Source organism: Streptomyces koelreuteriae, assembly GCF_018604545.1.
GTDB lineage: Bacteria > Actinomycetota > Actinomycetes > Streptomycetales > Streptomycetaceae > Streptomyces > Streptomyces koelreuteriae.
Genome location: NZ_CP075896.1, coordinates 7,210,278 through 7,236,437 on the forward strand (window position 1 = coordinate 7,210,278; position 26,160 = coordinate 7,236,437).

Genomic DNA, 26,160 nt, shown 5'->3' on the forward strand with positions numbered 1-26,160 from the left:
CAGCGAACGTCTGATGCTGGTTGCTCATGGGTGGAACGTTGACTATTCGGCCGGATTCTTGGGTCGGAGGCTGCTAGTACTGCTCCCTTTGGGGGCGTGGAACGCTGATCTTCGGACGGGAGCTGGCCGGGCACGCTGTTGGGTGTCTGAGGGAACGAAATTTCCTCAGTCGCCGGCCCCAGTGAACTCACCTGGTAAGGGTGGGGTGATGGGTGGCTGGTCGTTGTTTGAGAACTGCACAGTGGACGCGAGCATCTGTGGCCAAGTTTTTAAGGGCGCACGGTGGATGCCTTGGCACCAGGAACCGATGAAGGACGTGGGAGGCCACGATAGTCCCCGGGGAGTCGTCAACCAGGCTTTGATCCGGGGGTTTCCGAATGGGGAAACCCGGCAGTCGTCATGGGCTGTCACCCTTGCCTGAACACATAGGGCAAGTGGAGGGAACGCGGGGAAGTGAAACATCTCAGTACCCGCAGGAAGAGAAAACAACCGTGATTCCGGGAGTAGTGGCGAGCGAAACCGGATGAGGCCAAACCGTATGCGTGTGAGACCCGGCAGGGGTTGCGTATACGGGGTTGTGGGATCTCTCTTCTGTCGTCTGCCGGCGACAGGACGAGTCAGAAACCGTTGATGTAGGCGAAGGACATGCGAAAGGTCCGGCGTAGAGGGTAAGACCCCCGTAGTCGAAACGTCAGCGGCTCGTTTGAGAGACACCCAAGTAGCACGGGGCCCGAGAAATCCCGTGTGAATCTGGCGGGACCACCCGCTAAGCCTAAATATTCCCTGGTGACCGATAGCGGATAGTACCGTGAGGGAATGGTGAAAAGTACCGCGGGAGCGGAGTGAAATAGTACCTGAAACCGTGTGCCTACAAGCCGTGGGAGCGTCGGATGGAAGCTTGCTTCCATCTCGTGACTGCGTGCCTTTTGAAGAATGAGCCTGCGAGTTTGCGGTGTGTTGCGAGGTTAACCCGGGTGGGGAAGCCGTAGCGAAAGCGAGTCCGAACAGGGCGATTCAGTAGCACGCTCAAGACCCGAAGCGGAGTGATCTAGCCATGGGCAGGTTGAAGCGGAGGTAAGACTTCGTGGAGGACCGAACCCACCAGGGTTGAAAACCTGGGGGATGACCTGTGGTTAGGGGTGAAAGGCCAATCAAACTCCGTGATAGCTGGTTCTCCCCGAAATGCATTTAGGTGCAGCGTCGTGTGTTTCTTGCCGGAGGTAGAGCACTGGATAGGCGATGGGCCCTACCGGGTTACTGACCTTAGCCAAACTCCGAATGCCGGTAAGTGAGAGCGCGGCAGTGAGACTGTGGGGGATAAGCTCCATGGTCGAGAGGGAAACAGCCCAGAGCATCGACTAAGGCCCCTAAGCGTACGCTAAGTGGGAAAGGATGTGGAGTCGCAGAGACAACCAGGAGGTTGGCTTAGAAGCAGCCACCCTTGAAAGAGTGCGTAATAGCTCACTGGTCTAGTGATTCCGCGCCGACAATGTAGCGGGGCTCAAGCGTACCGCCGAAGTCGTGTCATTGCAGCAACAAGCCCCAACGGGTGCTGTGATGGGTAGGGGAGCGTCGTCTGCCGGGTGAAGCAGCCGCGTAAGCGAGTTGTGGACGGTTGACGAGTGAGAATGCAGGCATGAGTAGCGATTCACACGTGAGAAACGTGTGCGCCGATTGACTAAGGGTTCCTGGGTCAAGCTGATCTGCCCAGGGTAAGTCGGGACCTAAGGCGAGGCCGACAGGCGTAGTCGATGGATAACCGGTTGATATTCCGGTACCCGCTGTGAAGCGTCAAACATCGAATCCAGTGATGCTAAGCCCGTGAAGCCGTTCCGGACCCTTCGGGGAAAGGAAAGTGGTGGAGCCGGTGACCCAAGTTGGTAGTAGGTGAGTGATGGGGTGACGCAGGAAGGTAGTCCATCCCGGGCGGTGGTTGTCCCGGGGTAAGGGTGTAGGCCGTGCGATAGGTAAATCCGTCGCACATGTGGCTGAGACCTGATGCCGAGCCGATTGTGGTGAAGTGGATGATCCTATGCTGTCGAGAAAAGCCTCTAGCGAGTTTCATGGCGGCCCGTACCCTAAACCGACTCAGGTGGTCAGGTAGAGAATACCGAGGCGTTCGGGTGAACTATGGTTAAGGAACTCGGCAAAATGCCCCCGTAACTTCGGGAGAAGGGGGCCACATCCGGTGATGAGCTTTGCGCTCTGAGCTGGGGTGGCCGCAGAGACCAGCGAGAAGCGACTGTTTACTAAAAACACAGGTCCGTGCGAAGCCGTAAGGCGATGTATACGGACTGACGCCTGCCCGGTGCTGGAACGTTAAGGGGACCGGTTAGTCACTCTTCGGGGTGGCGAAGCTGAGAACTTAAGCGCCAGTAAACGGCGGTGGTAACTATAACCATCCTAAGGTAGCGAAATTCCTTGTCGGGTAAGTTCCGACCTGCACGAATGGCGTAACGACTTCTCGACTGTCTCAACCATAGGCCCGGTGAAATTGCACTACGAGTAAAGATGCTCGTTTCGCGCAGCAGGACGGAAAGACCCCGGGACCTTTACTACAGTTTGATATTGGTGTTCGGTTCGGCTTGTGTAGGATAGCTGGGAGACTTTGAAACTCGCACGCCAGTGTGGGTGGAGTCGTCGTTGAAATACCAGTCTGGTCGTGCTGGATGTCTAACCTGGGTCCGTGATCCGGATCAGGGACAGTGTCTGATGGGTAGTTTAACTGGGGCGGTTGCCTCCTAAAGAGTAACGGAGGCGCCCAAAGGTTCCCTCAGCCTGGTTGGCAATCAGGTGTTGAGTGTAAGTGCACAAGGGAGCTTGACTGTGAGACCGACGGGTCGAGCAGGGACGAAAGTCGGGACTAGTGATCCGGCGGTGGCTTGTGGAAGCGCCGTCGCTCAACGGATAAAAGGTACCCCGGGGATAACAGGCTGATCTTCCCCAAGAGTCCATATCGACGGGATGGTTTGGCACCTCGATGTCGGCTCGTCGCATCCTGGGGCTGGAGTCGGTCCCAAGGGTTGGGCTGTTCGCCCATTAAAGCGGTACGCGAGCTGGGTTTAGAACGTCGTGAGACAGTTCGGTCCCTATCCGCTGTGCGCGTAGGAATATTGAGAAGGGCTGTCCCTAGTACGAGAGGACCGGGACGGACGAACCTCTGGTGTGCCAGTTGTTCTGCCAAGGGCATGGCTGGTTGGCTACGTTCGGGAGGGATAACCGCTGAAAGCATCTAAGCGGGAAGCCTGCTTCGAGATGAGTATTCCCACCTCCTTGAGAGGGTAAGGCTCCCAGTAGACGACTGGGTTGATAGGCCGGATATGGAAGCACGGTAACGTGTGGAGTTGACCGGTACTAATAGGCCGAGGGCTTGTCCTCAGTTGCTCGCGTCCACTGTGTTGGTTCTGAAACCACGAACAGCCCCATACCCAGGTCACGGTATGGTGCGGCAGTTTACAGTTTCATAGTGTTTCGGTGGTTATAGCGTAGGGGAAACGCCCGGTTACATTTCGAACCCGGAAGCTAAGCCTTTCAGCGCCGATGGTACTGCAGGGGGGACCCTGTGGGAGAGTAGGACGCCGCCGAACTCCTTTTAGAGCTCTGGCTCTTGGGCACACAGCCCGAGAGCCAGAGCTTTTTTGCGTTGAGGTAAGGTCAGTGAGCATCGTTGGCACGTTTCCCACAGGAGGCCCCCGGGTGGAGGTTCAGGAGACTCGCGTCCAGACGGACCGTGTGCTCACCATCCCGAACATCCTCAGCATGGCTCGGCTCGTTGGCGTACCCCTCTTCCTGTGGCTGATTTTGAGGCCTGAGTTCGGTGGGCCCAAGAGTGACGGATGGGCCCTGCTGGTACTGGCCCTGAGCGGCATCAGTGACTACCTGGACGGCAAGCTCGCACGGCGCTGGAACCAGATCAGCAGTCTCGGCCGGCTTCTCGACCCCGCGGCTGACCGGCTCTACATTCTCTCGACTCTGGTCGGTCTCACTTGGCGTGAGATTCTGCCTCTGTGGTTGACCGCTGCACTTCTGGCGCGAGAGCTGGTTCTGCTGGTGATGGTGGGCATCCTCCGCCGGCACGGCTATCCGCCGCCCCAGGTGAACTTCCTTGGCAAGGCCGCCACCTTCAACCTGATGTATGCCTTCCCGCTGCTCCTGCTCAGTGACGGCAGCGGGTGGATCTCGTCACTCGCTGCTATTTTCGGATGGGCGTTCGCAGGATGGGGTACAACGCTGTACTGGTGGGCAGGAGTCCTCTACGTGGTACAAGTCCGCCGCCTGGTCCGTGCGGACGCCATGGCCGACTGAACTTGCGGATTGGTCCCACCGTGGCTGTCCGATGGCCCGTGGTCGAAATGTGGGGGACAATCCTGGCGGGGGAAGTCGGCTAGACCGTCGTCTCTTAGAGGAGGACGCTTCCGACATGAAGGCCGTAGTGATGGCCGGAGGCGAAGGCACGCGACTTCGCCCCATGACCTCAAGCATGCCCAAGCCGCTCCTGCCCGTGGCCAACCGCCCGATCATGGAGCACGTTCTGCGGCTGCTCAAAAGGCATGGGCTCAATGAAACAGTTGTTACTGTCCAGTTCCTGGCCTCACTCGTCAAGAACTACTTCGGTGACGGCGAAGAGCTCGGCATGGAGCTGACCTATGCGAATGAGGAGAAGCCACTCGGTACCGCCGGAAGCGTCAAGAACGCCGAAGAGGCATTGAAGGACGATGCCTTCCTCGTCATCTCCGGCGATGCACTGACGGATTTCGACCTCACCGAGCTCATCAATTTCCACAAGGAAAAGGGTGCGCTGGTCACGGTCTGCCTGACGCGTGTTCCCAATCCGCTGGAATTCGGCATCACCATTGTCGACGAGGAAGGCAAGGTGGAGCGCTTCCTCGAGAAGCCCACCTGGGGCCAGGTCTTCTCCGATACCGTGAACACCGGCATCTATGTGATGGAGCCCGAGGTCTTCGACTATGTCGAGGCCGATGTGCCCGTCGACTGGTCCGGCGATGTCTTCCCGCAGTTGATGAAGGAAGGCAAGCCCGTCTACGGCTATATCGCCGAGGGGTACTGGGAGGACGTCGGCACCCACGAGAGCTATGTGAAGGCGCAGGCCGACGTCCTGGAGGGCAAGGTCGACGTCGACATCGACGGCTTCGAGATCTCCGCAGGCGTCTGGGTTGCCGAGGGTGCGGAGGTGCACCCCGACGCCGTGCTCCGCGGGCCCCTTTACATCGGGGACTACGCCAAGGTCGAGGCCGGCGCCGAGCTCCGTGAGCACTCCGTCGTGGGGTCCAACGTGGTCGTCAAGAGCGGTGCTTTTCTGCACAAGTCCGTCGTCCACGACAACGTCTACGTGGGGCCGCACAGCAATCTGCGCGGGTGCGTGGTCGGGAAGAACACCGACATCATGCGCGCGGCGCGGATCGAGGACGGGGCGGTCATCGGTGATGAGTGCCTGATCGGTGAAGAATCGATCGTTCAGGGCAATGTGCGGGTCTATCCCTTCAAGACCATCGAGGCCGGTGCCTTCGTCAACACGTCGGTCATCTGGGAGTCCAGGGGACAGGCGCACCTCTTCGGAGCCCGCGGTGTGTCGGGCATCCTGAACGTCGAGATCACGCCGGAGCTGGCCGTGCGGCTGGCCGGTGCCTATGCGACCACCCTGAAGAAGGGCTCGACCGTCACCACGGCCCGGGACCACTCGCGTGGTGCCCGTGCGCTGAAGCGGGCGGTGATCTCCGCGTTGCAGGCCAGCGCCATCGACGTACGGGACCTGGAGAACGTTCCGCTGCCCGTGGCGCGGCAGCAGACCGCGCGGGGCAGTGCGGGCGGGATCATGATCCGTACGACGCCGGGTGTGCCGGACTCCGTGGACATCATGTTCTTCGACGGCAACGGCGCCGACCTGTCGCAGGGCAGCCAGCGGAAGCTGGACCGGGTGTTCGCGCGGCAGGAGTACCGTCGGGCGTTCCCCGGTGAGATCGGGGATCTGCACTTCCCGGCCAGTGTCTTCGACTCGTACACCGGGTCGTTGCTGAGGAACGTCGACACGACGGGCATCTCCGAGTCCGGGCTGAAGGTCGTCGTGGACGCGTCCAACGGCAGCGCGGGGCTCGTGCTGCCGAGTCTGCTCGGGAAGCTCGGGGTCGACTCGCTGACCATCAACCCGGGTCTGGACGAGTCCAGGCCGACGGAGACGGCCGACATGCGGCGGTCGGGGATGGTGCGTCTCGGGGAGATCGTGGCGTCCTCCGGTGCCGCCTTCGGCGTGCGGTTCGACCCGGTCGGTGAGCGGCTGTCCCTCGTCGACGAGAAGGGGCGCATCATCGAGGACGACCGGGCGCTGCTCGTGATGCTGGACCTCGTCGCCGCCGAGCGGCGTAGCGGCAGGGTCGCGCTTCCGGTGACCACGACCCGGATCGCCGAGCAGGTGGCGGCCTACCACGGGACCCAGGTCGAGTGGACGACGACCTCTCCCGACGACCTGACGCGCGTCGGGGGTGAGGAAGGGACGATCTTCGGGGGTGACGGCAAGGGCGGGTTCATCGTTCCCGAGTTCTCCAGCGTGTACGACGCCACGGCGGCCTTCGTACGGCTCATCGGGCTGGTGGCGCGGACGCAGCTCACGCTCAGCCAGATCGACGCCCGGATCCCGCGGGCGCACGTCCTGAAGCGGGATCTGGCGACCCCGTGGGCTGTCAAGGGTCTTGTGATGCGGCGGGTCGTCGAGGAGGCCGGAGATCGCTTCGTGGACACCACGGACGGCGTGCGGGTGGTGGAGACCGACGGACGCTGGGTGATGGTGCTGCCCGACCCGGCGGAGGCCGTCACCCACCTGTGGGCCGAGGGGCCGGACGACGCGTCCGCGCAGGCCCTGCTGGACGAGTGGTCGGCGGTCGTGGACAGCGCCGGCCGGTAGAACGAGCTGCACGCGTGCGTGCCGGACAAGTGTCCTCAACGGGGCCTGTCCGGCACGCCGGTGGGGCCGTTCGGAGGTAGTGGCCGCGACGTGCGACGATGTGCGGCATGCCGCAGCAACCCCCCATTCGGAGCACACCGACGCGGCCCCGGCGCCCTGATGCGTCCATGTCGTTGCTCACCAACGTCATGGACCACAGTCTCGACGACGGATACGCCGAGGCCGCCGAGCGGAAGAAGGCCGCGGGCGACGCCGGCCTGCCGAAGACCCTCAGGGCGAAGCTGGGGCTCGCGGCGGGCCTGGTGCTCGCGGCCCTGATCGTGACCGTCGGAGCGGCACAGGCCCGGGTCGCCGCACCCGTCGTCGCCAAGGAGCGGGAAGAGCTGGTCGACCGCATCGACCGGGAGAGCGAGGCGGCGGACAAGCTGGAGGACTCCGTCGACGAGCTGCGCGCGGACGTGAGCGCCCGGCAGCGCGAGGCGCTGAAGCACAGTGGCAGCGCCGGGTCCGATCTCGTGGGCATCCTGTCCGGCGCCGCCGCGGTGCACGGTCCCGGCGTGAAGCTGGTGGTGAACGACGCCAAGGACACCGGTGCGGGTGGTGACGGTGACCCGCGAGAGGCCTCCGGGTTCGCGGACACCGGTCGGGTGCGTGACCGGGACATGCAGCGCGTGGTCAACGGGCTGTGGGAGTCGGGTGCCGAGGCCGTCTCCATCAATGGGCAGCGGCTGACGGCGCTGTCCGCGATCAGGGCCGCGGGGGACGCGATACTGGTCGACAACAAACCGCTGGTGCCGCCGTACACGGTGCTGGCGGTGGGGGACGGGCAAGAGCTGAGCACGCGGTTCCAGGACAGCGCGGACGGGTTGTATCTGAACGCGCTCCAGGAGAGCTACGGCGTCAGGACGGCCATATCCGCGGAGGACGACCTCCGGCTGCCTGCCGCACCGAGTGTGATCGTACGTACAGCACAGCCGAGCACTGAGAAGAGCGAGAAGGGCACATCGTGATCGCCGTACTGGGCCTCGTCGTGGGAGTCGTGGCCGGCCTGTTGGTCCGGCCTGAGGTTCCGGCGGTGGTCGAGCCTTATCTGCCGATCGCTGTCGTCGCGGCGCTGGACGCCGTCTTCGGCGGTCTGCGCGCCATGCTCGACGGCATCTTCGACGACAAGGTCTTCGTGGTGTCGTTCCTGTCGAACGTGGTCGTGGCCGCGTTGATCGTGTTCCTGGGTGACAAGTTGGGCGTGGGTGCCCAGCTGTCCACCGGTGTGGTGGTCGTCCTCGGTATCCGGATCTTCTCCAACGCCGCGGCGATCCGCCGGCACGTCTTCCGGGCGTGAGGCCGATGAGCGAGCACGACGACAAGCGCGCCGAGGAGAACGACGACACGGGCGCGAAGCGGCGCGACGGGAGCGGCGAGTCCGCGAACCGGCTGCGCAAGGAGCTGCCCCAGGAGGTGGCCGCGGCGAAGCCCGTCGCACAGAACACCCCGGAGCCCGCCCCCGCCCCCGCCCCCGCCCCCGCCCCCGCCCCCGAGCCGGAGCCCGATCCGGAGGCGGCGCCGGAGCCGGAGGCGGCGCCCGAGCCGCGGCTGACCGGTCGGCAGCGGCTGGTGCAGGGGTTGTGGCCGCCTCGGGTCAGCAGGGCCCAACTGATCGTCGCGCTGCTGCTGTTCGGTCTGGGCTTCGGGCTGGCCGTGCAGGTGGCGTCGAACAGCGACAGTGACAGCGCCCTGCGCGGCGCGCGCCAGGAAGATCTTGTCCGCATCCTCGATGAACTGGATGACCGTACTCAGCGTCTTGAGGACGAGAAGCAGGGTCTCGAGAAGCAGCGCGACGAGCTGGAGAACAGCTCGGACCAGGCCGAGGAGGCCCGGAAGCAGACGGTGGAGAAGGAGCGGCAACTCGGCATCCTGGCGGGCACGGTGGCCGCGCAGGGGCCCGGCATCACCATGACCATCGAGGACACGAAGGGGACGGTCGAGTCGGACATGCTGCTCGACGCGGTCCAGGAACTGCGTGCGGCGGGTGCCGAGGCGATCCAGGTGAACGGCGTACGGGTCGTCGCCGGTACGTATCTCACGGATTCCGGCAAGGGCGTGAGCGTCGACGGGAACAAGATCAACGCGCCCTATCGTTTCAAGGTCATCGGCAAGTCTCAGGACCTCGAGCCGGCGCTCAACATCCCCGGAGGTGTGGTGCAGACTCTCGAGAAGGAACAGGCCATCGTCACCGTGGAGCGGTCGACCAAGATCGTCGTGGACGCCTTGCGAGCAGCGAAGCGGCCTGACTACGCTCGGTCGTCCTCCCAGTGAACCGGCGGGGCATGGGCGGCGTCCGGCGAGGGCATGAGGTTGCGGGGGGTCGGCGCACCGAATGGGTGGTGCGTGGTGGAAACTGTCTGGTGCAGACGGACGTTGTCAGGATGTCCGGGTCGGCCAGAGTGTTCAGTCAGGGTTCGTCCTGCCCCACGGGCGGGTCTGTTTCGGTCAAGGGGAATCGCCCGTGAAGTTGTTTGCGAAGTTGTTCGGCAAGAGCCCGCGAGAGGGCAGCGACAATGCGACCGCCCGTCATCGCGCACAGCCTGACGCGGAGGGCCAGCGGCCGCTGTTCCGGGACCAGGTCGGCGGTCCGGGCGGCGACGTTTCCGGAGGTCAGGGCGCGCCGTCGGTTGACCCTGCGCAGTCCGGCGGCATAGGTTTCGGGCAACCCTCAAGTGCGGGTGGAGGGTTTTCCGACCCGTATGCGTCCAATGCTCCCGGTGGGCAGCCGCGGCAGGAGGATCCGATGTCGGCCCTGGTGTGTACGAGGTGCGGCAACCGCAACGCGGAGAACAGCCGCTTCTGCTCCAACTGCGGCGCGCCGCTGCGGCCGGGCGCGACGCCGGAGCGTCCGTCCGAGACGACCTCCACGATCTCCATCTCCGGTCTCGAGGCCTACGACGCCGAGGCCACCGGCCAGACGCCCACGCCGACGCTGTCACCCGAGGCGCAGGCGGCCGTGGACGCGCTGCCGCTGGGTTCCGCGCTCCTGGTCGTGCGCCGCGGGCCGAACTCGGGCAGCCGCTTCCTGCTGGACGGCGATCTGACCACGGCCGGCCGTCATCCGCAGAGCGACATCTTCCTGGACGACGTGACGGTCTCCCGGCGGCATGTGGAGTTCCGTCGTGGCCAGGACGGCTCGTTCACGGTGGCCGACGTGGGCAGCCTGAACGGCACGTATGTGAACCGGGAGCGGATCGACCAGGTCGCCGTGAGCAACGGTGACGAGGTGCAGATCGGCAAGTACCGGCTGGTCTTCTACGCCAGCCAGCGGGGCTACTGACCCGGACCTGATTCCGGGACACCCCAGCGAAGGTCCGTCCGTCAGGGAAGGTCCATGCTTCATACACCGAGCGGCGGTGCCGGGCACGGCGCCGCCGCCACGGACAGTGGGCTGATGAGCATCGGCACCGTGCTGAACGTGCTGCGCGACGAGTTTCCCGAAGTCACCATCTCCAAGATCCGATTCCTGGAGTCGGAGGGGCTCATCGAGCCGCAGCGGACTCCCTCGGGGTATCGCAAGTTCAGCGCCCGTGACGTCGAGCGCCTCGGGCATGTCCTGAGGATGCAGCGGGACCACTATCTGCCTCTGAAGGTGATCCGTGAGCACCTGGAGGCCATGGAGCGCGGAGAGGCCGTGCCGCTGCCGACCGTGGGCCGTCAGCGGGACGGCGATTCCGCGCCCGAGCCCTTCGACGGGCCGCCCCCGGCTGCCAGGGTCGGGCGTGAGGAGCTGCTCGCCGCCGCCGGGGTGGACGAGGAGGAGCTCAAGGAGTGGGAGTCGTACGGGCTGGTCACTCCACTGGAGGACGGGGCGTACGAGGCGGAGGCGGTCACCGTGGCCGCGCTCATCGCCGAGCTGGGGCGGTTCGGGATCGAGCCGCGGCATCTGCGGGTGATGAAGGCCGCCGCCGACCGCGAGGCCGGGCTCGTGGACCAGGTGGTGGCACCGCTGAAGCGGCATCGGAACCCGCAGACCAGGGCTCATGCGGAGGACCGCACCAAGGAGCTGGCGGGGCTCACGGTGAAGCTGCACGCCGCGCTGGTGCAGACGGCGCTCGGGGTGCGGCTGCCGTGAGGAGGGCGAACGCGTGGGGGCCGGATCAGGCGCCTGATCCCGGCCCGACTACCCAAACGTCCCGAGCACGGCCTAGGGTTGCTGTGTGAACGAGCTCGATGTCGTAGGTGTCCGGGTCGAAATGCCCTCCAACCAACCGATCGTGCTGCTGCGTGAAGTGGGAGGCGACCGCTACCTCCCCATCTGGATCGGGCCGGGTGAGGCGACGGCGATCGCCTTCGCCCAGCAGGGCATGGCTCCCGCGCGGCCGCTGACCCACGACCTGTTCAAGGACGTGCTGGAAGCCGTCGGTCAGGAGCTCACGGAAGTGCGTATCACGGACCTGCGTGAGGGCGTCTTCTACGCGGAGCTGGTCTTCGCCAGCGGCGTCGAGGTGAGCGCTCGCCCGTCCGACGCCATAGCGCTGGCCCTGCGCACCGGGACGCCGATCTACGGCAGTGACACGGTGCTCGACGACGCGGGTATCGCGATCCCGGACGAGCAGGAGGACGAAGTGGAGAAGTTCCGCGAGTTCCTCGATCAGATCTCCCCGGAGGACTTCGGCAGCAGCAGCCAGTGAGCTCCGCAGGCCGGTGGACGCCGGCCCGGCAGGGAGTGGAAGCGGTCGTGAGACGCGTGGGCGGCCCGGCGGACGATGAGTCCGTCGCAGGGCCGCCGCCGTATGTGTGACGGGTGAATTGCCCGCATGTGCCGGTGGCGAATGAGAGCGTCACACGGCCCGCGCCGAGGGCATTCGGCTAGCCTTTCCCCGCGGTGGGGCACGGGAAACCACTCTTAGGGTGATTATCACTCGGCGTGGCGAGTGTGGCGATCGTTGACGCACCCCGGGTGACTGCCTACCGTCGAGAAGGCAGGTCAAGGACGGAGGTCGGCGTGAGAAGCAGCGGCGACGGTACGGCTGGGGGCGGCCCCGAGCGCAGTCTCAGGGCGAGCGGTCCGTACGCTCCCCCCGGCTCTCGGCTCCTTTCGGGCGGAGGCTGTTCCCAGCCCGATGGTGCGGCCGACCTCGCTCCGCAGCGACCGTCGGCGGTGCCGAGCAGCGGAGGGACGACGTCCATGGCGTCCGAGCAGATCGGCTATCGCGGCCCCACGGCCTGCGCGGCCGCCGGTATCACCTACCGGCAGCTGGACTACTGGGCCCGCACGGGTCTCGTCGAGCCGAGTGTGCGCCCCGCCTACGGGTCCGGGACGCAGCGGTTGTACAGCTTTCGGGACGTCGTCGTCCTGAAGATCGTCAAGAGGTTCCTCGACACCGGGGTCTCGCTGCAGAACATCCGCACGGCGGTCCAGCACCTCAGAGAACGCGGTTTCCGCGACCTGGAGCGGATGACGCTGATGAGTGACGGTGCGACGGTCTACGAGTGCACCTCGCCGGACGAGGTCCATGCCCTGCTCCAAGGGGGGCAGGGAGTCTTCGGGATCGCCGTGGGTGTGGTGTGGCGGGACGTAGAGAGCGCGCTGTCGCAGCTGCACGGGGAGCGGATCGACACCGGGGAGACCCTGGTCGGGCCCAATCCGGCGGACGAGCTGGCGCGGCGGCGGAACAGGGCCGTCTGACCCGCCGGACGGCGCGGTGCGGGTGCGGGTGCGGCCGCAGGGGGCGGGACGTTTCCGCGCCGGACCGCGAGCGGTGTTCCGGGGTGGCCGGGACGGTTCGGCACGGCGTTGTCAGTGGCGTAGGGCAGCATCGGAGTTGTGAGAACCGCGCCCACGATCCTGCATCTCGACATGGATGCCTTCTTCGCCTCGGTGGAGCAGGCGTCCAAGCCGAGCCTGCGCGGGAAGGCCGTGGTCGTGGGCGGGCTCGGGCCGCGGGGTGTGGTCGCGACCGCGTCGTACGAGGCGCGGGTCTTCGGGGTGCACTCGGCGTTGCCCATGGCGCAGGCCCGGCGGCTCGCGCCCAACGCCGCGTATCTCGTGCCGCGTTTCGGGTTCTACCGGGCGATCAGCGAGCGTGTGATGGAGCTGCTGCGGGCGCTGTCGCCGCTGGTGGAGCCGCTGAGCCTGGACGAGGCGTTCGTGGACCTGGAGGCCGGGGGAACGGCCTGGGACGAGCGTTCGGCGCGGCTGGCCGGGGTGAAGCTGCGTGCGGACATCCGGGCCGTCACGGGCCTCACGGGGTCGGTGGGGCTGGCCGCGTCCAAGATGCTCGCCAAGATCGCCTCGGAGCAGGCCAAGCCCGACGGGCTGGTGATGATCGAGCCGGGGACGGAGCGGGCCATGCTGGGGCCGATGTCGGTGCGGACCCTGCCGGGAGTCGGGCCGGCGACGGGCGACCATCTGCGGCGGGCCGGGATCACCACGGTCGAGGAGATCGCCGAGGCGGGTGAGGACGAGCTGGTCCGGCTGCTGGGGAAGGCGCACGGGCACGGGCTCTACGCCATGGCGCTGGCACGGGACGACCGGCCCGTGGTGGCGGAGCGGGAAGCGAAGTCGGTGTCGGTCGAGGACACCTACGACGTGGACATCCACGACCGGCTGCGGGTCGGGCTGGAGGTGCAGCGGCTCGCCGACCGCTGCGTACGGCGGCTGCGCGGGGCCGGGCTGTCCGGGCGGACCATCGTGCTGAAGGTGCGGCGGTACGACTTCTCGACACGCACCCGGTCCGAGACGCTGCGCGGGCCGACGGACGATCCCGGGGTGATCCGTGAGGCGGCGGCCAGACTGCTGGACTCGGTCGACACCACGGGCGGTGTGCGGCTGCTCGGAGTGGGTGTCAGCGGGCTCGCCGACTACACGCAGGAGGACCTGTTCGCCCAGGCGGCCGGGGAGCGGGCGGTCACGGAGGGCCCGGTGGAGGAGCACGCCCCGGCTCCGGTCGAGGAGCAGCCCGAGCCGGCCGAGCGGCGGTGGCCCGCCGGGCACGATGTGCGGCACACCGGGTTCGGGCACGGGTGGGTGCAGGGCAGCGGCCTGGGGCGGGTCACCGTGCGGTTCGAGACGCCCGACTCGGAGCCCGGGCGTGTGCGGACCTTCCGGGTCGACGATCCGGAGCTGGAGCCGGCGGATCCGTTGCCGCTGGTGTTACGAGACCCTGAAGGGGGCCATGGGCCGGAGGGTGACGACGACTCCGGGGGTGTGGGGCTGCGGTCCGTCGCCCCTTAGGCGGCTCGCCCGGGGTTCAGGCCGGCTCGTCCTTCCCCGCCAGTTTGCCGAACTCGTGGTCCTGGAGCGGGGGAGGGGCGGCGACGTCCAGGCCGTAGTGGTGGTAGAGCTGGAGTTCCTGCTCGGGGGAGAGGTGGCGGCCCACGCCGAAGTCCGGGGCGTCCTTGATCAGGGCGCGGTCGAAGGGCACGTGGAGGGCGCCCTCGATCAGCTCGCTGGGCTCGAGGGGGACGAAGGCGTCCCTGCTGAACAGGCCGGTCCGTATGGCCGCCCACTCCGGGACGCCGGTGGCGTCGTCGAGGTAGACCTCGTCGATCGTGCCGATCCTGGTCCCGTTGCGGTCGAACGCCTTGCGGCCGATCAAGTTGCGCGGATCGATATCGGTTCGCACGGGCCCTCCACATGGTCGCAACTCATCCGTAAACACTACAAAACGGCACAATCGAGGAGGCGGCCACTCGAAGGTTCGTGCGTTGACCGCGCTGGTAGGCTGACAACGGCTGCTGACCCCGTGCGGGAGAGTCCTCCAGACACCATCGGAGGCGCCGAAGGAGCAAATCCTCCCCGGAATCTCTCAGGCCCACGTACCGCACGGACGAGGTCACTCTGGAAAGCAGGGCGGATGTCACGGCTTCCGCCCTCACCGACGGTGAAAGCCGGAGGCCTTCGGGCGATCCGGTGAAGCTCTCAGGTTGACATGACAGAGGGGGAGGCCGTCCGGGTACCCGTGCCGTGGTGCCCCTCGAAGGTCGTGTCAGACCAGGAGGCCTCCGCATATGACCGCCCATCGCATTCCGCTCTCCGAGCTCGAAGAGGCAGTTCCCTTCGAGCAGCGCCACATCGGCCCCGACCACGAGGCGTGCGCCAAGATGCTCGCGCACGTCGGATACGGCTCGCTGGACGAGCTGACGGCCGCCGCCGTCCCGGCCGTGATCAAGAGCGCCGAGGCGCTGGACCTGCCGGGCGCCCGCAGCGAGGCCGAGGTGATCGCCGAGCTGCGCTCCCTCGCCGACCGCAACCAGGTCCTCGGCTCCATGATCGGGCTCGGCTACTACGGAACGTTCACGCCGCCGGTGATCATGCGCAACGTCATGGAGAACCCGTCCTGGTACACGGCCTACACGCCGTACCAGCCGGAGATCTCGCAGGGCCGGCTCGAGGCGCTGCTCAACTTCCAGACCATGGTCGCCGACCTGACCGGACTGCCGACCTCCGGCGCCTCCCTGCTCGACGAGGGCACCGCGGCGGCCGAGGCCATGGCGCTGTCGCGGCGGCTGGGCAAGAACAAGAAGGGCCTGTTCCTGGTCGACGCGGACACGCTGCCGCAGACCATCGCCGTGATCGAGACCCGGGCCGAGCCGACCGGTGTCGAGGTCGTCGTCGCCGATCTCAGTGACGGCATCCCCGCCGGGATCGCCGAGCGCGAGATCAACGGCGTGCTGATCCAGTACCCGGGCGCCTCCGGAGCCGTACGGGACATCAAGCCGGTCATCGACCAGGCGCACGGGCTCGGGGCGCTCGTCACCGTCGCCGCCGATCTGCTCGCGCTGACCCTGCTGAAGTCGCCCGGTGAGCTGGGCGCGGACATCGCGGTCGGGACGACGCAGCGCTTCGGCGTGCCGATGGGCTTCGGCGGACCGCACGCCGGTTACATGGCCGTCGGCGAGAAGATGGCGCGCAGCCTGCCCGGGCGGCTCGTCGGCGTGTCCGTGGACGCCGACGGGAACAAGGCCTACCGGCTGGCGCTGCAGACGCGTGAGCAGCACATCCGCCGTGAGAAGGCCACCAGCAACATCTGCACGGCGCAGGTGCTGCTCGCCGTGATGGCCGGCATGTACGCCGTCTACCACGGGCCGGAGGGCCTGAAGAGCATCGCGCGGCGCACCCACCGCTACGCCACGGTCCTCGCCGCCGGGCTCGGACACGGCGGGGTCGAGGTCGTGCACGGGGCCTACTTCGACACCCTGACCGCGCGCGTCGAGGGCCGGGCCGCCGAGGTCGTGGCCGCCGCGGCGCGGAACGGGGTCAACCTGCGTCTCGTCGACGCCGACCAGGTCTCGATCTCCTGTGACGAGACCACGACGCGGGCCCAGCTGCGTGCCGTATGGGCCGCGTTCGGGGTCGAGGGTGTCGTCGAGGCGCTGGACGCCGCCACCGAGGACGGGCTGCCCGGCGCCCTGCTGCGGTCCGACGAGTACATGACCCACCCCGTCTTCCACCAGTACCGTTCCGAGACCGCCATGCTGCGTTACCTGCGCCGGCTGGCCGACCGTGACTACGCGCTCGACCGCGGCATGATCCCGCTGGGCTCCTGCACCATGAAGCTCAACGCGACCACGGAGATGGAGCCGGTCACCTGGCCCGAGTTCGGGCAGCTGCACCCCTTCGCGCCCGCCGAGCAGGCCGAGGGCTACCTCACGCTCATCCACGAGCTGGAGGACCGTCTCGCCGAGGTCACCGGCTACGACAAGGTGTCCCTCCAGCCGAACGCCGGGTCGCAGGGCGAGCTGGCCGGTCTGCTCGCCGTACGCGGGTACCACCGGGCCAACGGGGACGAGCAGCGCACCGTGTGCCTGATCCCGTCGTCCGCGCACGGCACCAACGCCGCGAGCGCGGTGATGGCGGGCATGAAGGTCGTCGTCGTCAAGACCGCCGAGGACGGCGAGATCGACGTCGAGGATCTGCGGGCGAAGATCGAGCAGCACCGTGACGAGCTGGCCGTGCTGATGATCACCTACCCGTCCACGCACGGCGTGTTCGAGGAGCATGTCTCCGAGATCTGCGCGCAGGTGCACGAGGCGGGTGGGCAGGTCTACGTCGACGGGGCCAACCTCAACGCGCTCGTGGGGCTCGCCAAGCCGGGGCACTTCGGCGGGGACGTCTCGCACCTGAACCTGCACAAGACCTTCTGCATCCCGCACGGCGGCGGCGGGCCCGGCGTCGGTCCGGTGGCGGTGCGTGAGCACCTCGCGCCGTATCTGCCGAACCATCCGCTGCAGCCCGAGGCGGGCCCGGAGACCGGGGTCGGCCCCATCTCCGCGGCGCCGTGGGGCTCGGCCGGCATCCTGCCGATCTCGTGGGCGTACGTCCGGCTGATGGGCGGCGAGGGACTGAAGCGGGCCACGCAGGTGGCCGTGCTCAGCGCCAACTACATCGCCAAGCGGCTGGAGCCGCACTACCCGGTGCTCTACACCGGCCCCGGCGGGCTCGTCGCGCACGAGTGCATCATCGACCTGCGACCGCTGACCAAGGCGACCGGCGTGAGCGTCGACGACGTCGCCAAGCGGCTGATCGACTACGGCTTCCACGCGCCGACGATGTCGTTCCCGGTGGCCGGGACGCTGATGATCGAGCCGACCGAGTCGGAGGACCTGGCCGAGCTGGACCGGTTCTGCGAGGCGATGATCGCCATCCGCGCGGAGATCGAGAAGGTCGGCTCCGGTGCGTGGCCCGCGGACGACAACCCGCTGCGGGGCGCCCCGCACACCGCCGGCGCGCTCGCCGGGGAGTGGGAGCACGCCTACAGCCGTGAGGAGGCCGTCTTCCCGGCCGGAGTCGCGGCCTCCGACAAGTACTGGCCGCCGGTGCGGCGCATCGACCAGGCCTTCGGTGACCGGAACCTGGTCTGCTCCTGCCCGCCGCTGGACGCGTACGAGGACTGATCGACCGACCGGTCAGAGGGAGGGGCTCCGCTGATGCGGGGCCCCTCCGCCGTGCAGGGCTCTTGCGTCATGCGACGGCGAGTGACACCTCGGTCGACTTGATCAGGGCGACGACCGGGGTTCCGGGCGACAGGCGGAGGTCGTCCGCGGCGTCCTTGGTGATCGCCGCCGTCAGTTCGCCGCCCTCGACGGTGATCCGGACGGAGGCCATCGCGTCACCGGCCGTGATGCCCGTGATCGTGCCGGGGAGGCGGTTGCGGATGGACAGGCCCTCGACGGGGGCCGTGGCCAGCGCGACCTCCGTCGACTTCACCAAGGCGCGTACGACGGTGCCCGGGGTGAGACCGAGATCCTCGGCGGCCTCGCGGGTGATCGCGGCGGTGAGGTCCTGGCCGCCGGCGAGGCGGACCCTGACCGTCGCCATGGCCTCGCCGGGCATGACGGCGGTGACGGTGCCGGGGAGCTGGTTGCGGATGCTCAGGCTCATGGGTGCACGGTAGCCCGGTGAGGCCCTTATATCGGGTATGCGTTTGTATGCGTCGCATCGGCCGCCGCCCGGACCGGCGGCCCGGGGCGTGGAGGTGCCGCGGGTCGCCGGTCAGCCGACGTGCACCCTCGGCCGGCGCTTCCGGTCGCGTTCGGCCTCGCGCAGGACCTCGCGGGTCACCGGGGCGACCTCGCCCTGGCCGAACAGGAAGAAGCGCAGCAGGTTGGTGAAGGGCCCGCCCTCGGTCCACTCGAAGTAGATGTGCGGGGTGCAGCCGGTCAGGTCGCGGGCGTGCAGCAGCAGGGCGGCCAGCGCGTTGGGGACGGAGGAGGACTCCAGGGTCAGCACGCGGTAGCGGCCGTGGAGCACCTCGCCGCGTACGGTCAGGCTCGCCTCGAACTCCGACGGGTCGGTGACCGTCACCTCGACGAAGACGAAGTCCTCCTGCCCGGGCACGTCGTTGTCCTGCCGGATCTGCTCGATCTTCTCCCGGTACTCCGCGATGTCGCGCCGGTCGGGCTCGTTGGCGATGAACCGCATCCTGCGGCTGGCCATGTCCCGGACGAAGCGCTCCGCCATGCCGTCCAGCGACACGCTGGTCACGCGCAGCTCGAACGCCCGGGCCAGCCGCGACAGCAGGGAGACCACGATGATCCCGGCGATGAAGCAGGCGCCGATCTTCACGCCGTCCGGGCGCTCGATGACGTTGAGCACGGTCGTGTAGAGGAACACCGCGGAGATGACCGCGAAGCCGATGGTCCAGTTCCGCTGCCGGGCCTTGCGGGCGGCGATGGTCACCGCGATCGCGGCGGAGCTGATGAGGACCAGCACGCCGGTGGCGTAGGCGCCGCCCTGCGCGTCGACGTCGGCGTCGAAGATCCAGGTGACCAGGAAGGCGATCAGGGTGAAGACGATGACCATGGGCCGTACGGCGCGGGCCCAGTGCGGGGCCATGCCGTAGCGGGGGAGGTAGCGCGGCATCAGATTGAGCAGCCCGGCCATCGCGGAGGCGCCGGCGAACCACAGGATGGCGATCGTCGAGACGTCGTAGACGGTGCCGAAGGCGTTGCCCAGGTAGTCGTGGGCCAGAAAGGCCAGGGCTCGTCCGTTGGCCTGGCCGCCCGGCTCGAACTCCTTCTCGGGTATGAGGAGCGTGGTGATGAAGCTGGTGGTGATCAGGAAGACGCTCATGATGAGAGCGGCCGTGGTGAGCAGCTTCTTCGTGTCCCGGATACGGCCCTTCGGGTTCTCCTCCGTGTCGCCCTCGTCGCCCTTGACGTGCGGCATCACGGCGACGCCGGTCTCGAATCCGGACAGGCCGAGGGCCAGCTTCGGGAAGACCAGCAGGGCGACGCCGATCATGACGAAGATGTTGCTGTGCTGCGTGGTGAGGGCGCTGGACCAGTCGGTGACCACATGACCGGCGGTGACCACGTGGTAGAGGCCGACGACCACCACGACCGCGTTCAGCGCGAGATAGGCGCCCACCAGGGCGACCGCGACGCCGATGGCCTCCAGGAAGCCCTTGAGGAACACCGCGCCGAGCAGCGCGACCAGGATCAGAGTGATCAGCAACTGCTTGTCGTGCAGGGCGCTGTTCAGATGCGGGTTCTCCACGAGGTGGGTGGAGGCGTCCGCGGCCGACAGGGTGATGGTGATCAGGAAGTCGGTGGCGGCGAAGCCGAGCAGGGTGAGGACGAACAGCTTGCCCTGCCAGAAGGAGAGCAGCCGCTCCAGCATCGCGATCGAGCCCTCGCCGTGCGGGCTCTCCTCGGCCACCCGGCGGTAGACCGGCAGAGCGCCCGCCAGCGTGACGATGACCAGCACGATCGTCGCGATCGGGGAGAGCAGTCCGGCGGCCAGGGCCGCGATGCCCGGCTGGTAGCCGAGCGTGGAGAAGTAGTCGACGCCGGTCAGGCACATCACCCGCCACCAGGGCTGGCCCTTGTGCGGGGGCTCCGGTTCGGCGTGGGGTCCGGTGTGGCCGCCGCCCTTGCCCATGTCGGACAGGCCCTCCAGCATCCAGGCCCGCAGGCGACTGGGCGGGGTGGGCTCCGTACGGCTCGGTGGCAGGTGCTCAGTGGTGGCCATCGAAGGTGCTCCCGAGAGGCGGCGCAGGGTATTTCCGGCCATCACTGGACGGCCCGCTCAGCGTATGCGGAGCGTGATGTCGTGGCCCGTGGATGAGAGGGCGGAGCGCGTCAAGCTTCCGTTAAGACTCGGCCCCGGGCGGCTTCGGCCGGGGCGCCGGGAGCGTGAAAGGCGAGCTGAGGGCGGGTGAGCCGGCCGTCGGGCGGTCCGCCCGGGCATCAGTGAGGCTTCTGCGGTCGATCCGTGGCTGAACACCGTGCGTGATCGTGGGTCGAGCAAGCTCCGTAAGGTTCGTTGAGCAGCTCGAATGTTTCGTCCCGCACTCGCACTCTTGCCTCGCTGAGCGATTGACCGTGCACGAGGGGTTGTCACCCTTTGGCGCCTGTCTCTAGGGTGCGGCAACGACGCAGCTTTCTGGAGTTCATCCGAAACTTTCGAGGAGCATGATGGGCGACCCGGCACTGTCCCGCCGCGGCTTCCTGGCGGCCTCCGCCGCGGCCGGTCTGGGGATGACGGCACTGACCGCATGCGGCGGGGACTCGGACGGAGGGTCGTCGGGGACGACCACGATCGAGTGGTGGAACATCTCCACCACCGAGCCGGCCAAGGGTGTCTGGGCCGCGCTCGCCCGCAAGTTCGAGGCGCAGAACCCCAAGGTCAAGATCAAGATCGTCCAGCTGGAGAACGACGCCTACAAGTCGAAGATGACGGCCCTGACCTCCTCCGGGAAGCTGCCCGACATCTTCCATACCTGGGGCGGCGGAGTCCTGAAGCAGCAGGTCGACGCCGGACTCGTCGAGGACCTCACGGACAGCACCAAGCCGTGGGGCGACGCCCTGCTCCCGGTCGCGAGGGAGCCGTACCTGCTCGACGACCGGGTCTACGGCGTCCCGTTCGACATCGGCATGATCGGCTTCTGGTACAACAAGGCGCTCTTCGAGAAGGCCGGCATCAGCGCGCCCCCGACCACATGGACCGGCTTCCTCGACGCCGTACGGAAGCTGAAGGCCGCCGAGGTCACGCCGCTCGCCCTGGCCGGCAAGGAGAAGTGGCCCGGGATGTACTACTGGGCCTACCTCGCGATGCGCACCGCCGGTGCCGAAGCGCTGCAGAAGGCCTACGAGGCCAAGGACTTCACCGGCGCCCCCTTCGTCGAGGCGGGCGAGCACCTCGACGAACTCGTCGGACTCCAGCCGTTCCAGAAGGGCTACCTCGGCGCCGCCTACTCCTCGCCCACCGGCCAGGCCGCCACCGTCGGCAACGGCAAGGCCGCCATGGAACTCATGGGGCAGTGGGCCCCCGTGGTGCAGGCCGACGCGGGCAAGGGACTCGGCAAGGACCTCGGCTTCTTCCCGTTCCCCGCGGTCGAGGGCGGCAAGGGCGCCCTCACCGAGGTGTTCGGCGGAGGCGGCGGGCACGCTCTGCGCAAGGGCGCCCCGCAGGCGGCCGTCGACTTCCTGAAGTTCTTCGCGTCCGAGGCCACCGACCTGGAACTGGTCAAGAAGACCGGAGTCCTCCCCGTGGTCCCGGCGGCCGAGAGCGCCATCGCCGACCCCAACATCAAGGCCGTGCAGGAGCAGCTGAAGAAGGCCACCGGCTTCCAGCTCTACCTCGACCAGGCCTACGCGCCCGCCGTCGGCCAGGAGGTCAACGACAGCGTCGCCGCGCTCATCGCCGGTTCCAAGTCCCCCGGGCAGGTCGCCCAGTCGATCACCAGGACCGCGAAGGAAGAGCAGTAGCCGGCGATGACCTCCACGTTCCTGCCGGACAAACGGACCGGCCCCGACGCCGGCCTGCCGCCCCCGGCCGCGGACCCGGCCCGGAGCCGGGCCCGGCGACGCGCGCTGAACTGGCTGACCGCGACCGGCTTCCAGCTGCCCGCCCTGGTGCTGTTCATGGGGCTCGTGCTGCTGCCGATGCTGTTCGCCCTGTACGCCGCGTTCTTCCGCTGGGGCGGCTTCGGCATGCCCTCCGAGTACATCGGCGGCGAGAACTTCACCCGGCTCTTCCAGGACGAGGTCTTCCTGGGCGACCTGTGGCGCTGTCTGGTCCTCGTGGTGCTGTCGCTCGTGCTGCAACTGCCGTTCGCGCTCGCCATGGCCGTCCTGCTCAACCAGCGCATGCGCGGGCGGGCGGTGTACCGGATGCTGTTCTTCGCGCCGTACGTCCTGTCCGAGGCGATCACCGGAATCCTGTTCGGCATGATCTTCGCCCCGGACGACGGCTTCGCCGACCAACTCCTCGGCAGAATCGGGCTGGAAGGGCTCGGAGGGGAGTGGTTCGCCGACCCGTCCACGGTCATGGCGACCCTGTTCCTGGTCATGACCTGGAAGTACTTCGGCTTCCACATGATGCTGTACCTGGCCGGGCTCCAGGCCGTCCCGAGAGAGCTGACCGAGGCGGCGCTCATCGACGGGGCCGGTCCCTGGCAGCGCTTCCGCAATGTGACGCTGCCGCTGCTCGCGCCCACCCTGCGCATCAGTGTCTTCCTGTCGGTCATCGGGTCCATCCAGCTCTTCGACCTGGTGTGGGTGACCACCGCGGGCGGTCCCGACCACCACTCCGAGACCATGGCCGTGACCATGTTCCAGTACGGCTTCAAGCGCTACCAGGTCGGCTACGCCAGCGCGATCAGCGTGGCCATGTTCGGCATCAGCCTCGTCTTCGCCCTCGCCTACCAGCGGTTCGTGCTCCGGCGCGATCTGGAAGGGGCCACCACGACCATGCGGGGTGATGGAAAGTGACTGCTCATCAGAAGAGCCGCCGGAACTTTCCGCTGCACCTCGTCCTGATCGCCGTCGGCGCGTTCATGGCCGTCCCGCTGGTCTACGCCGCGCTCTCCGGGTTCAAGTCCACCGACGAGCTGTCCCGCAACCCGGTCGGTCTGCCCGAGTCGTGGGTGACCTCCAACTACACCCAGATCCTCGGCTCGGGGGACTTCTGGCGGCTGATCGGCAACAGCACGCTGATCGCGGTGGGCACGACCGTCCTGGTCGTCGCGGTCTCCGCCCTGTCGGCCTTCTCCTTCGCGCGGTTCGCCTTCCGCGGCCGGGAGGTGCTGTTCACGCTGTTCACGATGGGGCTGATGTTCCCGTTCGCGGTGGCGGCCCTGCCGCTGTTCCTGCTGCTGCGCTCCCTGGGCCTGCTGGACAACCCCCTCGGGGTGATCCTTCCGCAGGCGGCCTTCGGGCTGCCGATGACCATCATCATCCTGCGGGGCTTCTTCCGGCAGATCCCCGGTGAGCTGGAGGAGGCGGCCACGCTCGACGGGTGCAGCTCGTTCGGCTTCTTCTGGCGGGTGCTGCTGCCCATGGCGCGGCCCGCGCTCGGCACGGTCTCGGTGCTGGCCGTCGTCACCAGCTGGAACAACTTCTTCCTGCCGCTGTTGGTGTTCACCGACGCGCAGTGGTGGACGCTGCCGATCGGGGTGCAACAGTTCCAGGGGCAGTACTCCGCGGAGTACGCCAAGGTCTTCGCCTATCTGGTGCTGGCGATGGTCCCGGCACTGGCCTTCTACTCGGTCGCCGAGCGGCAGCTCGTCGGCGGCCTCACCGCGGGCGCCACGAAGGGCTGACACGCGCCCGCGGACGTACGGCTCACCCATCCGTTTCGACGCTGAGGAGTCGCACCATGCGCAGGACCGCCATACGGCTCAGACTCGCTGGGGCGCTGGCCGCCGTGCTGGTGGCCGGAGGTATCGCCACCGGCCCGGCGGCACAGGCCGGCGAGGAGCACGGCAAGGAACCGACGCTCGCCGATCTCGCCCAGCGGCACGGCCGCTACTTCGGGAGCGCGACGGACAATCCCGAGCTCGTCGACTCGCCGTACAAGGCCCTGCTCGGCAGCGAGTTCGACCAGATCACGCCCGGCAACGGCATGAAGTGGTACGCGACCGAGCCGCAGCAGGGGGTGTTCGACTTCTCCAAGGGCGACGAGATCGTGAACCTCGCGCGCGCCAACCGGCAGAAGGTGCGCGGCCACACCCTGGTCTGGCACAGCCAGTTGCCCGGGTGGCTCACGGGGCGGGAGTGGACGGCGCCGGAGCTGAGGGCCGTGCTGAAGAGGCATGTCCAGGCGGAGGTACGGCACTACCGGGGCAAAGTGTTCGCCTGGGACGTCGTCAACGAGGCGTTCAACGAGGACGGTACGTACCGGGAGTCCGTCTTCTACAAGACGCTCGGGCCCGGGTACATAGCCGACGCGCTGCGCTGGGCGCATCAGGCCGATCCGCGCGTGAAGCTGTACCTCAACGACTACAACATCGAGGGGATCGGCCCGAAGAGCGACGCGTACTACAAGCTGGCCAAGGAACTGAAGGCCGACGGCGTCCCCCTGCACGGCATCGGCCTCCAGGCCCACCTCGCCCTTCAGTACGGCTATCCCACCACCCTGGAGGACAACCTCCGGCGCTTCTCCCGGCTCGGCCTCGACACCTCGCTCACCGAGGTCGACGTACGGATGATCCTGCCCGCGACGGAGGAGAAGCTGGCCCAGCAGGCCGAGTGGTACCGCGACCTGACCGAGGCGTGCCTGGCGGTACGCCGCTGCGTCGGTGTCACCCTCTGGGACTACACGGACAAGTACTCGTGGATCCCCGCCTTCTTCCCGGGCCAGGGCGCGGCCCTGCCGTGGGACGAGCAGCTCAGGCCGAAGCCGGCGTACTTCGCGCTGCGTGAGGCGCTCGGAGCGAAGTAGGCGGGGGAGGCAGGCGGCGCGGGCCCGTCAGCCCCGCCCGGCCGGAGGTGTGGTGCTGGATCGCACCACCAGGTCCGTCCCCAGCTCCACTCGAGGCGAGTCCGGTTGTTCGTCGCGGGTCAGGCGGAGGGCCGTGCGGGCGGCCAGTTTGCCCATGTCGGCGAGGGGCTGGCGGATCGTGGTCAGGGGTGGAGCCGACCAGCGGACTTCCGGGAGGTCGTCGAAACCGACCACGCTCATGTCCTGCGGGACCCGCAGCCCGCGCCGCCGCAGTGCCTCGATCGCGCCTAGTGCCATCTGGTCGCTGGCCGCGAACACGGCGGTCGGCGGCTCGGGCAGGTCGAGCAGGGTGTTGCAGGCGGTGAAGCCGGACTCGGGGCGGAAGTCGCCGGGGACGACGAGGGACGCGTCCGGCGCCACACCGGCGCCTTCTAGGGCGGCTCGGTAGCCGTCCAGCCGGGCCCGGGAGCACAGCAGGCGCGGCGGGCCGGCGATCAGGCCGATCCGGCGGTGGCCGAGGGAGAGCAGATGCTCGGTGGCGGCCATGCCCCCCGACCAGTTCGCGGCGCCGATCGTGGGCGAGTCCAGGGCGGGGGAGCCCGCCGGGTCGACGACGACCAGCGGGACGCCGAGGATCCGCAACTCCTCGTGGAGCATCGGCTCCAGCGCCGAGGTGACGAGGATGACGCCGTCGGAGGCACGGGCCCGGAGGTTGCGCATCCACTCGCGGGCATCGCCCGAGCGCCCGTGGATGGCCGACACCACCGTGCCGACCCCGGCCGCGTGCGCGACCTCCTCGACCCCGCGGATGATCTCCACGGCCCAGGGGCTGTCGAGGTCGTTGAAGACGAGGTCGAGCAGGGCCGCACGGGTGCCGGGGGGCGCGGGGCGCTTGCGGTAGCCGTGCCGGCGCAGCAGTTCCTCGACCCGGGCCCGGGTCTGCGGCGACACGTCGGACCGGCCGTTGACGACCCGGGACACGGTCGGCACGGACACGCCCGCCTGCCGGGCGATCTCCGTGATCGTGACCTTGCCCCCGGCGTCGGCCTCACGTGCTGCCACTTGCCCCACCTCCGTCGACGGGTGA

The 26,160-nt window shown here is 67.7% G+C and carries 19 protein-coding genes, 2 rRNA genes and 1 riboswitch; of the genes, 17 read left to right on the forward strand and 4 right to left on the reverse strand.

Annotated features, from left to right (window positions below; translation table 11 throughout):
• Positions 1-259 precede the first annotated feature (259 nt).
• The 12 genes from KJK29_RS32505 to KJK29_RS32560 all read left to right on the forward strand — a co-directional run bounded on the left by KJK29_RS32505 (position 260) and on the right by KJK29_RS32560 (position 14,138).
• Positions 260-3,378: ribosomal RNA gene (locus tag KJK29_RS32505) — 23S ribosomal RNA — on the forward strand.
• Between the two features lie 92 nt (positions 3,379-3,470).
• Positions 3,471-3,587: ribosomal RNA gene (gene rrf, locus KJK29_RS32510) — 5S ribosomal RNA — on the forward strand.
• A gap of 109 nt (positions 3,588-3,696) precedes the next feature.
• Positions 3,697-4,305, forward strand: a complete 609-nt coding sequence (locus tag KJK29_RS32515; RefSeq protein ID WP_184599460.1) for a CDP-alcohol phosphatidyltransferase family protein — start codon at positions 3,697-3,699, stop codon at positions 4,303-4,305.
• Positions 4,306-4,420: 115 nt separating this feature from the next.
• A complete protein-coding gene (locus KJK29_RS32520; protein WP_215122728.1) occupies positions 4,421-6,916 on the forward strand; it encodes a mannose-1-phosphate guanyltransferase in 2,496 nt (831 codons plus the stop codon).
• 98 nt (positions 6,917-7,014) lie between these two features.
• The gene (locus KJK29_RS32525) at positions 7,015-7,926 is read left to right on the forward strand and encodes a DUF881 domain-containing protein (protein WP_215122729.1); all 912 of its coding nucleotides are present in this window, start codon (positions 7,015-7,017) and stop codon (positions 7,924-7,926) included.
• Complete coding sequence (locus KJK29_RS32530; protein WP_003988855.1) at positions 7,923-8,255, forward strand: small basic family protein; 333 nt, start codon at positions 7,923-7,925, stop codon at positions 8,253-8,255. Before KJK29_RS32525 ends, KJK29_RS32530 begins: the two co-directional genes overlap by 4 nt.
• A gap of 5 nt (positions 8,256-8,260) precedes the next feature.
• Positions 8,261-9,229: a DUF881 domain-containing protein gene (locus tag KJK29_RS32535; RefSeq protein ID WP_215122730.1), complete on the forward strand. Its 969-nt coding sequence runs from the start codon at positions 8,261-8,263 to the stop codon at positions 9,227-9,229.
• A gap of 61 nt (positions 9,230-9,290) precedes the next feature.
• Complete coding sequence (locus KJK29_RS32540; RefSeq protein ID WP_215122731.1) at positions 9,291-10,238, forward strand: FHA domain-containing protein; 948 nt, start codon at positions 9,291-9,293, stop codon at positions 10,236-10,238.
• Between the two features lie 54 nt (positions 10,239-10,292).
• Entirely contained in the window at positions 10,293-11,033 is a 741-nt protein-coding gene (ftsR, locus tag KJK29_RS32545; protein ID WP_215122732.1) for a transcriptional regulator FtsR, read from the forward strand.
• 85 nt (positions 11,034-11,118) lie between these two features.
• Positions 11,119-11,592, forward strand: a complete 474-nt coding sequence (locus tag KJK29_RS32550; RefSeq protein ID WP_003988851.1) for a bifunctional nuclease family protein — start codon at positions 11,119-11,121, stop codon at positions 11,590-11,592.
• A gap of 314 nt (positions 11,593-11,906) precedes the next feature.
• The gene (locus tag KJK29_RS32555; RefSeq protein ID WP_370869175.1) at positions 11,907-12,590 is read left to right on the forward strand and encodes a MerR family transcriptional regulator; all 684 of its coding nucleotides are present in this window, start codon (positions 11,907-11,909) and stop codon (positions 12,588-12,590) included.
• 138 nt (positions 12,591-12,728) lie between these two features.
• On the forward strand, positions 12,729-14,138 hold the full coding sequence (locus tag KJK29_RS32560) for a DNA polymerase IV (RefSeq protein WP_215122733.1): 1,410 nt from the start codon (positions 12,729-12,731) through the stop codon (positions 14,136-14,138).
• A 16-nt stretch (positions 14,139-14,154) separates the two neighbouring features.
• Here the strand turns inward: KJK29_RS32560 and KJK29_RS32565 are convergent, their stop codons facing one another.
• A complete protein-coding gene (locus tag KJK29_RS32565) occupies positions 14,155-14,529 on the reverse strand; it encodes a PRC-barrel domain-containing protein (RefSeq protein WP_215122734.1) in 375 nt (124 codons plus the stop codon).
• Between the two features lie 113 nt (positions 14,530-14,642).
• Positions 14,643-14,738, forward strand: a riboswitch (glycine riboswitch).
• Positions 14,739-14,914: 176 nt separating this feature from the next.
• On the opposite strand from KJK29_RS32565, the gene gcvP reads away from it, so the two are divergent.
• On the forward strand, positions 14,915-17,800 hold the full coding sequence (gcvP, locus tag KJK29_RS32570) for an aminomethyl-transferring glycine dehydrogenase (protein WP_215122735.1): 2,886 nt from the start codon (positions 14,915-14,917) through the stop codon (positions 17,798-17,800).
• 67 nt (positions 17,801-17,867) lie between these two features.
• Here gcvP and KJK29_RS32575 read toward each other — a convergent pair whose 3' ends face one another.
• Both KJK29_RS32575 and KJK29_RS32580 read right to left on the reverse strand, forming a co-directional pair.
• Positions 17,868-18,287, reverse strand: coding sequence for a TOBE domain-containing protein (locus tag KJK29_RS32575; protein WP_215122736.1), 420 nt, complete (start codon positions 18,285-18,287; stop codon positions 17,868-17,870).
• A gap of 111 nt (positions 18,288-18,398) precedes the next feature.
• Positions 18,399-20,378 (reverse strand): APC family permease, encoded by a 1,980-nt coding sequence (locus tag KJK29_RS32580; protein ID WP_215122737.1) that lies wholly within the window; start codon positions 20,376-20,378, stop codon positions 18,399-18,401.
• 446 nt (positions 20,379-20,824) lie between these two features.
• On the opposite strand from KJK29_RS32580, the gene KJK29_RS32585 reads away from it, so the two are divergent.
• From KJK29_RS32585 to KJK29_RS32600, 4 genes are all read left to right on the forward strand, one after another.
• Positions 20,825-22,117, forward strand: a complete 1,293-nt coding sequence (locus tag KJK29_RS32585; protein ID WP_215124535.1) for an extracellular solute-binding protein — start codon at positions 20,825-20,827, stop codon at positions 22,115-22,117.
• A gap of 6 nt (positions 22,118-22,123) precedes the next feature.
• The gene (locus KJK29_RS32590) at positions 22,124-23,122 is read left to right on the forward strand and encodes a carbohydrate ABC transporter permease (RefSeq protein ID WP_215122738.1); all 999 of its coding nucleotides are present in this window, start codon (positions 22,124-22,126) and stop codon (positions 23,120-23,122) included.
• A gap of 65 nt (positions 23,123-23,187) precedes the next feature.
• Entirely contained in the window at positions 23,188-23,952 is a 765-nt protein-coding gene (locus KJK29_RS32595) for a carbohydrate ABC transporter permease (protein WP_251058150.1), read from the forward strand.
• A 56-nt stretch (positions 23,953-24,008) separates the two neighbouring features.
• Positions 24,009-25,073, forward strand: coding sequence for an endo-1,4-beta-xylanase (locus KJK29_RS32600; RefSeq protein WP_215122740.1), 1,065 nt, complete (start codon positions 24,009-24,011; stop codon positions 25,071-25,073).
• A 27-nt stretch (positions 25,074-25,100) separates the two neighbouring features.
• Here the strand turns inward: KJK29_RS32600 and KJK29_RS32605 are convergent, their stop codons facing one another.
• Positions 25,101-26,135: a LacI family DNA-binding transcriptional regulator gene (locus KJK29_RS32605; protein ID WP_215122741.1), complete on the reverse strand. Its 1,035-nt coding sequence runs from the start codon at positions 26,133-26,135 to the stop codon at positions 25,101-25,103.
• Positions 26,136-26,160: the final 25 nt, after the last annotated feature.